10 protein-coding genes are annotated in these 10,945 nt (G+C 57.3%); 3 read left to right on the forward strand and 7 right to left on the reverse strand.

Features of this window, described 5'->3' with window-relative positions; translation table 11 throughout:
- The 6 genes from Z948_RS0112260 to Z948_RS0112285 all read right to left on the reverse strand — a co-directional run bounded on the left by Z948_RS0112260 (position 1) and on the right by Z948_RS0112285 (position 6,816).
- Positions 1-1,059, reverse strand: coding sequence for a lipocalin-like domain-containing protein (locus Z948_RS0112260; protein ID WP_025059855.1), 1,059 nt, complete (start codon positions 1,057-1,059; stop codon positions 1-3).
- Entirely contained in the window at positions 1,049-3,451 is a 2,403-nt protein-coding gene (locus Z948_RS0112265; RefSeq protein WP_025059856.1) for an ABC transporter permease, read from the reverse strand. Before Z948_RS0112265 ends, Z948_RS0112260 begins: the two co-directional genes overlap by 11 nt.
- The gene (locus Z948_RS0112270) at positions 3,448-4,104 is read right to left on the reverse strand and encodes an ABC transporter ATP-binding protein (RefSeq protein WP_025059857.1); all 657 of its coding nucleotides are present in this window, start codon (positions 4,102-4,104) and stop codon (positions 3,448-3,450) included. Before Z948_RS0112270 ends, Z948_RS0112265 begins: the two co-directional genes overlap by 4 nt.
- Before the next feature lie 163 nt (positions 4,105-4,267).
- Positions 4,268-5,116, reverse strand: coding sequence for an NAD-dependent epimerase/dehydratase family protein (locus Z948_RS0112275; protein WP_025059858.1), 849 nt, complete (start codon positions 5,114-5,116; stop codon positions 4,268-4,270).
- A gap of 42 nt (positions 5,117-5,158) precedes the next feature.
- Entirely contained in the window at positions 5,159-5,602 is a 444-nt protein-coding gene (locus Z948_RS0112280; protein ID WP_025059859.1) for a GNAT family N-acetyltransferase, read from the reverse strand.
- A 17-nt stretch (positions 5,603-5,619) separates the two neighbouring features.
- Positions 5,620-6,816, reverse strand: a complete 1,197-nt coding sequence (locus Z948_RS0112285) for an NAD(P)/FAD-dependent oxidoreductase (protein ID WP_025059860.1) — start codon at positions 6,814-6,816, stop codon at positions 5,620-5,622.
- A gap of 225 nt (positions 6,817-7,041) precedes the next feature.
- Here Z948_RS0112285 and Z948_RS0112290 point away from each other — a divergent pair, with 225 nt between their 5' ends.
- Genes Z948_RS0112290 through Z948_RS0112300 form a run of 3 tightly spaced genes read left to right on the forward strand, consistent with a single transcriptional unit; the run spans position 7,042 to position 10,159 of the window.
- Positions 7,042-8,025: a membrane dipeptidase gene (locus Z948_RS0112290; protein ID WP_025059861.1), complete on the forward strand. Its 984-nt coding sequence runs from the start codon at positions 7,042-7,044 to the stop codon at positions 8,023-8,025.
- A gap of 53 nt (positions 8,026-8,078) precedes the next feature.
- Entirely contained in the window at positions 8,079-9,677 is a 1,599-nt protein-coding gene (locus Z948_RS0112295; protein WP_052033225.1) for a hypothetical protein, read from the forward strand.
- The gene (locus Z948_RS0112300) at positions 9,674-10,159 is read left to right on the forward strand and encodes a hypothetical protein (protein WP_025059863.1); all 486 of its coding nucleotides are present in this window, start codon (positions 9,674-9,676) and stop codon (positions 10,157-10,159) included. The genes Z948_RS0112295 and Z948_RS0112300 overlap by 4 nt, the downstream gene beginning before the upstream one ends.
- Here the strand turns inward: Z948_RS0112300 and truA are convergent.
- Positions 10,156-10,923, reverse strand: a complete 768-nt coding sequence (gene truA / locus Z948_RS0112305) for a tRNA pseudouridine(38-40) synthase TruA (protein ID WP_025059864.1) — start codon at positions 10,921-10,923, stop codon at positions 10,156-10,158. The two genes, Z948_RS0112300 and truA, sit on opposite strands and share 4 nt — an antisense overlap.
- Between the last annotated feature and the right edge of the window lie 22 nt (positions 10,924-10,945).

Raw genomic sequence — 10,945 nt, forward strand, 5'->3', positions numbered from 1 at the left:
TTATTCCTGCTCGTAACCCGTCATCTCAAGATAGCCGATGCCGTCATGGCTGCCTGTGACCCGAACAGGCCCTTCCCAATAGGGGACGGCCATATCCATCCATGCTTGGGCATTACTGGCCTGCACGCTGACATCTACGCCATAGTCGGGAACGACAACCTGCCAACCTGTTGGAATGGCCACGCCGTTTACATCGGATGTTTCCAAAGGCGTTGCATCAAATCGGCCGTTGGGGATTGGCGTTGCACCGCCTGCTTTCGTGATCCAAGTCCCCGACGTGTAGTAGCTGCCGTCGGCTTGGCGCAGCCGAAACCCCATCAGCTTGTCGCCGCTCTCAAAAGACAGTGAAAACCAATCCCACCCCGTTTGATCCGATGCCAAAGGCTGCGAAGACCATTCGCGGTCCAGCCATGCGGTTCCCGTGACGGGGATAGTCCCCTCGGGCAGGTCCAACGTGCCAGATAGGTCAAAGAACGGTTGGGAGTAGTAATAGCTGGCTTGTCCTTGGCTGGATTTCACAGAATAGCCGCTGTCACCATGCAAAACCAACGGGCCCTTGGCCTTGAGCTGGATGTCATAGCGAAAGGCCGTGCCAGCCGCGCTGAGGGAGAGGGCGCCCCAATCCGCGCCGCGCATGTGCCATTCGTCAATCCACGCCTCAAATGGCGTGGCGGTGACGCCTGCCTGCCCCGTGCCGCCACGGGCGAACCTTTCGGCGGTGTAGTGGTTTGTCGGGGTGGTAACGGCGGCATTGCCAAACCAGATTTGCGGGCTGTCCCAGCCCTCTGTCGCAAAAGGAGCAAGGGCAGAGCGAAACAGGGTCCATTGCAACCCGTATGCTGTCCCATCGGGGCCTTTCATATTGGCCGTTAGATACCACCATTCGATGCGGTAATCGGGGTGGGGGCCATGATCGGCAGGAAAGACCAGCGCGGTATCAGGGCTAGGGGTATTAAAGCCCTCGGCGTCGCTGCCCATGCCTGCAAACCCTTGAGCGGCCAAAAGGGAAGGGCTGGTGAGCAAAAGGAAAGCTGCGGTCCAAAGGGCTTTAGCGTTCATTGGCAAATACCTTTAACAGATCCGCAGGCGGGGTTCGGGCCAAACGGCGGGCAGGCCACGCAGCTGCGATCAGGGCCGCGGCAAGGGCAAACAGCCCCAGCAGCGCGTAGTCTTGGGGAAAGAAGAACATCGGCAAGCGCCAGCCAAAGGCTTCGACATTGACCACCGCCAACAGCACCCATGCCAGCGCAAGCCCCAGCGGCAGCGCCATTGCGGCGGTGAGGGTGGCCAATACAACCGCGCGGATCAGCTCGAGCTGGCCCAAACGACTGCGCGTGAGGCCCAAGGCCCAAGCAGGCGCAAGCTGGGGCAGGCGCATACCCGCAAGGGTGAGCAGGCTCATAAATATGGCAAAGCCAGCGACGCTAAGGGTGAGCACGTTGAGGGCCGCGGTGACGGTAAAGGTGCGTTCGAACACGGATAGGGAAAAGGATTTTATCTGCGCCTGATCTGTGATGCTTTGCTCTGATAGGCCAAAATCGTTGATCAACTGCGCGCGCAAGCCTAACGGATCATCAGTGCGCAGGCCAAATCGCGTTGCTTGGATAAGGGGGTAAAGCCGCTTGAACAGGGGCTCGGAAACGATCGCTTTTCCAATCGGGTTGCCGTAATCGCCAAACACACCTGCGATCGGCAGGCTATGCTCTGCTGAAAGGGCTAATCTATCACCAACCCAAAGGCGGGCTCTTCTGGCCAGTTGTTCGTTAACCAATACCGCCTCGCCGTTCGCGACACGCTCCCAAACCTGTGCCGAGCTGGCCAGCAAGGTCCAGTTTTCCCGATACGTCCTGCCAACGCGCGCGCCATAGATCTCGGCGGGAAGGCCAGCCAATTCAGCATCAGTTGACAGGAGAGGCAGGATTTCGGACGTGTGATTTTTTATGTAGGTTTCAAAATCGCGGGCCTGATCGGTGCTTTCGGTGCTGACGTATAACTCAGAGGCAAGGCGCTGATCCAGAAAGCCCGTAAAGGTCAGGCGAAAGCTGGACACCATGGTCGAAACGCCCACATTGGCAGCCATGGCCAGCAACAGCGCCATCAAGGCAAGGCTAAGGCCTGACAGCTGTTGGCGCGTGTCGGCCCAAAACCACTGCGCAGTAACCCCTTTGGCGCGTTTTTCGGCAAATGCCAGTACACCGCCAAGAAAGAGCGGTAGCACAAGTGCTGCGCCAACCAAAAGGCAGGCCAATAGGCCAAATCCCATGATGAGCCCTTGGCCCCAAACCGCGAGTAATCCAGCCATGGCCAGCAAGGCGGCACTTGCCCCCATTTGAACCAGACGCACCTTTCCCCGCGCCGTTGCCCATGCGCGGGGTTGGGCGCTGGCCAGCAGCGGCATACGCGCAACCGAGACCAACGCGCCAGCGGCGGCGATGGTTGTGCCAAAAACGGAAATAGCCAAACCCGATAGCCACCATGAGGCCCGAAACTGCAACGCGCCTGACACGTCCGCCCCATAGAGCCCCTTTAGCGTGGCTGCGACATCGGGCAACAGGCTGGCTGCAATCAGATATCCGATGAAAACGCCCAAAACCCCGCCGATCAGCGCGAGGAGCAAAAGCTCAGCCGCCATAAGAAAGATCAGCGTAATCAGGGGCATGCCAAGGGCGCGCAGCGTGCGCACCATGGCGCGGCGCTGCTCAAACGCCAATCCAATCGCGCCATGTACGATGAAAATGCCGACCGCAAAGCTGAGCAATCCAAAGGCCGTCAGGTTGAGGTGGAAACTATCGGTTAGGCGGCCAACATCTGATCCGCCTTGTGCAACGATGCGTTCCAGTTCAGGGGCGATCTGCTGTAGGGGCGGCCGCCCGACAGGTTGAGCGGGGGCAATAATCAAACGGTTTAGAGTGCCTTTTGCCCCCAGCAATTCCTGAGCAATTGAAATGTCCGTCAGGGCAGTGTCTGGCGCGACCTCGGGGGTGGTTCGGATTTCTGCATCAATGTGCCCTTCCAGAAGATCGGCGACAGCTGGCGCGGCAAAGACGGGTCGGGTTTGCAAAACCGTGGCAAGCTGCGCGTCATCATCGCCTGTGCTAGCAGGCCCCAGCCCGCTGGGGGCGGTTAGCGGATCAATCCCGACCAGCCTGATCTGCACCCCCTCAATCGAAAGGTGACCCTCGACAACAGGACTAACCAGCCAACCCGCGCGGCGTAACGCAACAAAGGTCTCATTGGGGATGGTGGCGCCAGAGGTTGGCACCAGTTGATCGTATTGGCCTTCGCCCAAAGTTGCAGCAGCCGCATCATAGCTGGCGCGGGCTTCGGCATTGATGGCCTGCACCCCCGACCACAAGGCCGTCGCCAAGGCCAGCCCAGCGATCAAGGTGAACAATTGCAACGGGTTGCGCCGCCAATGCGACCACAACGCAGAGAGGCCTGCGGCAATCACGCAAGCAACCCTTGGCGCAGGTTCAACTGGCGTGACATCTGCCCTGCCAACCTTGGCGAATGGGTCACCATGACCAAAGCGGCACCCGTCTGGGCGACCAACGATAGCATTTGCGCCATAACGTCACTTGCGGTGTCTTCGTCCAGATTCCCTGTAGGCTCGTCCGCTAGGATCAATTTCGGCTTTACCGCCAGCGCCCGTGCGATGGCCACCCGCTGCTGCTGCCCTCCTGATAGTTGATCGGGGTATTTTGACAGCTGATCGCCAAGCCCCAATGCCGCAGCAAGCTTGGCCGCTTCGGCGGGGTTGTAGACACCAGAAAGACGCGCCTGAAAGGCGATATTTGCGGCAACATCCAAGGAGGGGATGAGGTTGAACTGTTGAAAGATAATGCCAATGCTATGCCGTCTAAGGGCCGCGCGGCCTGCATCGTCCAGATGGGTGACATCGCGTCCATCGAGAATAATTTGCCCCTCATCGGCCAAATCCAACCCGCCGATCAGGTGTAAAAGCGTGCTTTTGCCTGATCCGCTTTCCCCTGTTAGGGCAAGGGTATCCCCAGCATTCACATGCATGTCGATCCCTTTAAGGACCGGAACATTCCCCTGCGCGGTTGAATAGGATTTCTTGAGGGACTTGACGCTGAGCAACATGGCGGTCTCCGTAGCTATCTGGAAACCTAACGAAGATCGCCGCAATGGCCATAGCTATTCGCCTATATCTTAGGCGCCAAATTGCCACTGTTCGATCAGTTGCCTGTCGTCGAGGGGGGAGGGGGCTGGCCGCAACGGGTATCCTTGCGGCCAGCCGATAGATTTAGCTTTTCTTGGTGTCGTCGATGACGTTCATGCCTGCCAAACCGGAATTGCCCAGCTCGACCCCTGCAAAGGGGCCGCCGTGGCACATGTGGTTGGGATCATGCGGGTCCATTGGAGGCTCGTTGGCGAGAACCTCTTCGGCGAATTGTTCCGCGTTATCGGTGGGGCGATAGCCGAGGAAGCTGGCCTTGGCATTGTCCACGGGCGCGCGGTCGTTGTTGCTGACGCCGTAAATCACGGCAAAGCCTGTGACAGGTGTTTCGATGCAGCGCGTGACCAGCTGGATCAGGTCATCATAGCTAAGCCATGATCCCAAGGCGCGGGCGTTATTCACCTGTGCACAGGACAAAATCCGCATGTGAACGCTTTCTAGGCCGCGCTTTTCCCAATACATCCGGCCCAGATCTTCGGTAAAGCATTTGGCCAAACCATAGAACGTGTCAGGGCGGTGGGCGACTTCGGTGTCGATGAATTCATTCTTTGGATACATACCAACCGCGTGGATGGACGAGCCATAGACAACACGGCGCACACCATGGCGCGATGCGGCTTCCCAGATGTTATAGGACCCTACAAAATTCGGGCCAAGCAGCTGCTCAAAGGGGCCTTCGTCCACAAAGGCGCCCATGTGGACCACCATTTCGGCGCCCTCAATAACGGCGTTCATCTCGTCAAAGCTGGCAAGGTCCGCCTGCATATAGGTTTCGCCTTCATACAATGTACCAGGCTGTTCTTTGATGTCTGTTGAGACCAGTTCATCGCATAGTTTTGACAGAGGTTCGCGCAGGTATGATCCCAGACGACCAGCAGCGCCAGTGAGGACAATTTTGCTAAGTTTTGCGGGCATGATTTAGGCCTTTCGTTTGTTTCTTTCGGTGCGCGCTGGGCGCTATAGTTTTTTGTCGTAAGTGATCCATTGGGTGCGCGTTGCCGTGCGGTCATAAAGGCTGCGTGCGCGATAGTTGTCATCCGCCGTGATCCAGCGGATCAGCGCCCATCCTTTTTCACGGCCCACCTCAGACACGGCATCAATCAATGCTTGGGCTGCACCGCTGCCGCGCGCGCCTGGATCCACGTATAGATCATCCAAAAACCCCCGCATATTCGCCGCAAGCGGCGAAGCAAAGGGGCGGTAATGGGTCAGGCCGATCAGCTTGCCCCCCGCTTCGGCGACAAATCCGTTCACTTCGTGGGTGTGATCGTGCAGCCATCCCCAAACGGTTTCACGCATTTGGGGTGTTTGTTCGACGCCGTAAAAGGCGGCGTAGCCCTGATACAAAAGATCCCATGCAGCTTTGTCAGCAGGAGTAATCGGGCGAATTGTAACGGTCATGTAGACCTCCAACGGAATTAGATGACAGCAGTTTCCAAGAAGTGCTTCTTGTGCGCTGCGCGGTTCACATCAAAGGCACTTAGATCAAGGCTACGGTATTCACCATAGGCGATCAGCTCGGCCACCCCGCGCCCCATGGCAGGGGATTGCTGCAAGCCATGGCCAGAAAACCCGTTAACAAAGACAAAGTTCGGGCATTCCTCGGCGCGACCAACCAAAGCGTTTTGGTCAAAACTATTAAAGGCGTAATGGCCGACCCATTCGTTGATGACCTTGATCGCTTCAAATTGGGGGATGCGGCTGGCCACGGTTGGCCAGACTTTGTTTTCCCAAATGCTGTGATCGAATGCAAAATCATCAAAGGCCACATCGGGATCTTCATCTGGTGGACACCCCGCGAGATAGTATTTCCCCTCCGAGCGCATGTGAACACCCGACGGATCAATGGTAAGCGGCAGATCACGGTCCAATGGCTGAGCCGCGTCAAAGATAAACGTATAGCGTTTGCGCGGGGCCACAGGAATATCCAGCCCAGCCATTTTTGCGGTCGCTGCCGCACGCGGGCCCGAAGCATTCACAACAGTACCACAGGCGACAACGGTGCCATCGCTTAGGGTTACGCTATCTACGTTGTTTCCAGTGCGGTTGATGGCGGTCACCTCGGCGTGGATGTATTCAACGCCATTGGCGCGCGCGCTGCGTTTGAACCAGTCAAACATTGTACCGCCATCGAAATAGCCTTCATCCACGAGGTTGTGGTTGGCGCCCAAGACGTCATCCAGCTGGTAAAACGGGTAGGCCTCGGCGATCTCATCGCGGCTCAGGTGTTTTGTTGCGGCCCCCAAAGATTCCTGAATCGTTTGGGCCTCTTTCAGAGTTGCCGCAAATTCTGGCGTGTCGGCCAGATACATATAGCCATAGCTTTGTAAGGTAAGATGCGGCACCTCTTCGCTGCCGCCCATAAAATCGCGAAAGTTCTTGATGAATTCTGCGCCGAACTGGCTGACCTGAATGTTGGTTGCATTGCTGAATTGTTGGCGAATGCAGCTGTTTGTGTGCGAGGTCGAGGCAAAGCTATATGTCGGGTCGCGCTCAACCACCAGAACCTTGCCGTCAAACCCCTTCATCTGGGTCAACCACCACGCTACTGATGAGCCATAGATGGCCCCTCCGATAATTACGACATCATAACTGGGGTGAGCGGGGGTTTGCATGGCAGTTCCTTTTTATGGAGAGGTTTCGGGGCACGTAACCATGAAGTGATCGGAGTGCCTAGTGCTTTTCTACGCTGCAGCTGCAAACTGGGGAAAGGGGATTTGATGGATGAATTTTTGAGCAACTCGGTTGACGCCAAGGCTATGGTTGGCGCGTGCGCACGCCAGCCTGCGCTCTGGTAGATTTTTCTGGACCAATCTGTGCTGCTCGGTCATCACTTGGGTATGAAAACGCCTTTGATCGATAATCTGCAATACGCCAATTTCTCGCCCGCCATTTTTGAACAAATGCGTGCAGGTGGTGTTGATGCCGTTCACGTGACCATCGCCTATCACGAAACATTTCGCGAGATGGTCCTGAACCTAGAACAGTGGAACCGCTGGTTCGAGGCGCATCCAGACCTGATTTTCAAAGGTACTTCAGCGGCTTGTGTGCGTCGTGCTCAGGAAACAGGGCGTACTGCGATCTTTTTCGGGTTCCAAAACCCTAGCCCGATTGAGGATGACATTGGCTTGGTTGAAATCTGCCACCAGCTGGGCATCCGGTTTATGCAACTGACCTATAATAACCAGTCGTTACTGGCGACAGGATGTTATGAGGATTACGACGCGGGGCTAACGCGCATGGGCCGTCAGGTGGTTTCAGAGATGAACCGCGTGGGGCTGGTTGTTGATATGTCCCATTCTGGCGATCGCTCCACACTAGACGCGATTGAGCACTCCTCACGCCCGATCGCCATAACCCATGCGAACCCGTCGTGGTGGCACAAGGCCCTGCGCAACAAATCGGACGAGGTCCTATCCGCGCTCACCCAATCGGGCGGTATGCTGGGGTTTTCGATCTATCCGCACCACCTTGAGGGCGGATCGCAGTGCACCTTGCAAAGTTTTTGCCAGATGATCGAAGAAGCTGCGCGCCGCTATGGGGCGGGGGCGTTGGGGATCGGGACGGATCTGTGTCAGGATCAACCTGATAGCATCGTTGAATGGATGCGCGTTGGGCGCTGGTCCAAGGTAATAGATTATGGCGAAGGCTCGGCCGCAAATGCGGGCTTCCCGCCGATGCCGAACTGGTTTGCGGATAATCGGGATTTTGGAAATATCCGTGACGGGCTGGCCGCGACCAGCCTGACCAGCAGTGAGATTGACGGCATCATGGGCGGCAACTGGCTGAACTTCTACGACAGCAGCTTTGGGCCTGCTTGTTGAACGGGGTGGGATCAACACCCGCGCAAATAGCTTTGCGCGCCCCCGATCAGGTCATGCGACTGTCGCGGATGGGGGCGATGTTTCCAACCCGCCTTTCGTTTTTGCGCAGCTTGATCCGGCGGTTGGCACAGGAAAAGGCACAAGTTGTTCGGCAAGCATGGGAAATGTGCAAAGACGGGTTCGGCCATGCGGTATTTAGTGTAGAATTGGGGGGGTATTGCTATTCACTGGTTGCGATCTCAACCGACCTTCCCCCCGAGCAACGCACCGACCGTGTGATCGCAACCGCATGGGACACGGCCTATGTTTTGTTCGACGGCGTGCCGGATGCAGCAGATATCGCGAGAATAGCCCAGAATGCGCCGCTGCAAGAGGTGGGGCGATTTGGTCCGCGCGATCTGGTATTAAGCCGCGCGAACAAATCCGTTCGCCTGTTTGCACATGTGACGCAGGCGCTGCGTGCGGGGCAGCAGCCAGATGAACAGATGATCCGCGATGTCGGCTATTTGATGCGCACAACCGCCGTATACGGAAACGGCAAATTCGGGATCGCCGACCGCGATACCTATCACGACCGCCCAGGATTAGAGGGGCCATTCGCCGCAGAAATGTTGACCGTTTGGCTGATCCGCCATTTCACACATGAACTGGTCGAGCACGTCGGGCAGGGGCAACTGACTTCTTCTACAAAACGCCACTTGGGGATCGGGAATTCAACCGGCCTGGGCATGGCGCCGTTTCTGGTGACGCATCCGGTTTTGTTGAATAACTGGATGCTGGCGCGTGAAACCGCTCTTGCGCGGGTATGTGCGATTGAAACCTTGGATGATGCGCAGATCGCGCGCCTTCTTGCGCTTGCAAATCGCGCGGCGCTGCATTTGGCGCAATGGCAGGTGCCCGATGCCGAACACCAAATGCGGATTGAACAGCTAAAGAGCGATTGGGGGCATGCCATGGCAGCGCTGGACCAAGGGGCGCTTCAGGCCGATACCCCTTTGCAAGGGGTGATAGAGGCGGTTCAGCCCTATAGCGAAGATGTCCAAGAGCTGATGGCGGCCTTGGTCCTCGAACCTTTTGGTGAGCTGGTGGATGATTTGGCTGAAACCATGGCCGACGAAGGCAAAGCCTTTGCGCCGCCGATTTGTAATACGGATGCATTGGCACAGCAGATGCAATCCCAATTTGGCTGGGCTTTGGGCTGTGATTATCACGCGCGGCCGAACTGCGGCCAATTCTGGTATGTGTCCGAGGCCAAGATGGAGCCGCGTCTGGGCCTGAGGTTTTCCGAAGAGGGCGCGGAACTGGAAACGCCATTGGATATTGGGCGGCGTGTCTGTGCGGCCTATAAAGATTTGCCTGCACAAAGCGAACCGGTCTCATCCTTTTTGGCACGCTATCCAGAACATGCTTTAGCCGTTGAGCGGGTCACGCTATCGGCGCGCTACCCTTACGGCGAAATACGCGATAATCTAATCGCGCAAACATGTCTGCCCATTGATATGCTCCGCTGCAAACTGTCGTTTTTTGGGGCGTCCAAATTTGATCCAAAATCTGACCGCTGGACGCGCATCACCCTGTGCCAAGGCGCGCCTTTGGCGGATGAGTTGACTGAAACAGCCGATGATTGGTGGCTGCCGGTGTTTGGAACATGAGCCGTTCAATGAACGAAGTGATGGTGCTGGCCACCAAAGCAGCACGCGGGGCTGGCGCGCCGCCCAGCCAAGCTGCCCAGTTTGGCGCAGCTGCTGCGGCTCATCTGGCAGCCGAACGTGATGTTGAACCTTTGCAGCAAGCGTTGGAGGAACTCCCGCAAGGGCCAATTCTGGATATCCCGCTGCGGATCATGGCGGTGGCTGAAGCCGCTACAGAGGGGCGCGGGCAAGGTTCTTATGGGGCTGTCAGCGCGCAGTTGATGCAAAGCTATCTGGCGACACTTCCCTACCGTGCGGTCCTGAAGGGGGGCGAGATTGAGATCGACCTCAACGCCACCTCAGACCGTGTGAGGCCTCAACGGATCGCGCTGCCAGAGGGGGTGTATGCGCAATGGTCAGACCTAGCCGCACGGCTGTTGGTGCCCGAAAGCGAAGCGTCGCGGCTGAATGGAGCCGGAGCGGGGATTAACGATAACGACTAACCAAAGGGCGGCGTGTCGTAGAGGACTTTCGCCAGATAAAGCCCATGGGGCGGTGAAACGGGGCCGCAGGCCGCGCGATCCCGCGCTGCAAGGGCGGTTTTTACATCATCAGGTGTCAGCGATCCACATCCAACCCGCTCAAGCGTGCCAACAAAGCTGCGCACCTGATTGTGTAGGAAAGACCGCGCGCGCACATCAAAATGCACTTCGGTGCCATGGTCGGTTTCGACATTGGTGATATCGAGGCGATCCAAGGTCTTGATCGGGCTCATCGCCTGACAAATCGTCGAGCGGAAGGTGGTAAAGTCATGCTCGCCCAGCAAATGGCTTGCGCCTTCCATCATCAGATCAACATCAAGCGGTTGTTTTACCTGCCAGACATAGCCGCGCGTATGGGTAAGCGGCGCGCGGCGCGGCATGATGCGGAATAGATACTGGCGCTCGGTTGCGGAAAAACGCGCGTGGAATGTGTCGGGCACCTGCGCACAATTCACAACCGATACCGGATTTGGCTTGAGGTGATAGTTCAGCGCCTCGGAAAGGCGAAAGGGCGTCCAGTCGCGTTTCATGTCGCAATGGGCGATCTGGGCCAGCCCGTGCACACCTTTGTCGGTGCGCCCAGCAGCGGCGATGGTGTGGGGGCCAGGCTCGAGCTTGCAAAGCGCCTGTTCAATGGCGCCCTGAACCGAAGGGTGGTCCGCTTGGCGCTGCCATCCATGGAAGGGGGCGCCGTCATATTCTATCTGGAGTGCAAAACGTGGCATAAAGGGGCTTTAACGTGGGGGC

Origin of the sequence: Sulfitobacter donghicola DSW-25 = KCTC 12864 = JCM 14565, assembly GCF_000622405.1 — a bacterium.
In the GTDB taxonomy this organism is placed as follows: Bacteria; Pseudomonadota; Alphaproteobacteria; order Rhodobacterales; family Rhodobacteraceae; genus Sulfitobacter; species Sulfitobacter donghicola.

Coding starts and splice junctions, on each gene's coding strand:
- Z948_RS0112260 (WP_025059855.1), bottom strand. CDS start 1,059: ATGAACGCTAAAGCCCTTTGGACCGCAGCTTTCCTTTTGCTCACCAGC.
- Z948_RS0112270 (WP_025059857.1), bottom strand. CDS start 4,104: ATGTTGCTCAGCGTCAAGTCCCTCAAGAAATCCTATTCAACCGCGCAG.
- Z948_RS0112275 (WP_025059858.1), bottom strand. CDS start 5,116: ATGCCCGCAAAACTTAGCAAAATTGTCCTCACTGGCGCTGCTGGTCGT.
- Z948_RS0112280 (WP_025059859.1), bottom strand. CDS start 5,602: ATGACCGTTACAATTCGCCCGATTACTCCTGCTGACAAAGCTGCATGG.
- Z948_RS0112285 (WP_025059860.1), bottom strand. CDS start 6,816: ATGCAAACCCCCGCTCACCCCAGTTATGATGTCGTAATTATCGGAGGG.
- Z948_RS0112290 (WP_025059861.1), top strand. CDS start 7,042: ATGAAAACGCCTTTGATCGATAATCTGCAATACGCCAATTTCTCGCCC.
- Z948_RS0112295 (WP_052033225.1), top strand. CDS start 8,079: ATGCGACTGTCGCGGATGGGGGCGATGTTTCCAACCCGCCTTTCGTTT.
- Z948_RS0112300 (WP_025059863.1), top strand. CDS start 9,674: ATGAGCCGTTCAATGAACGAAGTGATGGTGCTGGCCACCAAAGCAGCA.
- truA (WP_025059864.1), bottom strand. CDS start 10,923: ATGCCACGTTTTGCACTCCAGATAGAATATGACGGCGCCCCCTTCCAT.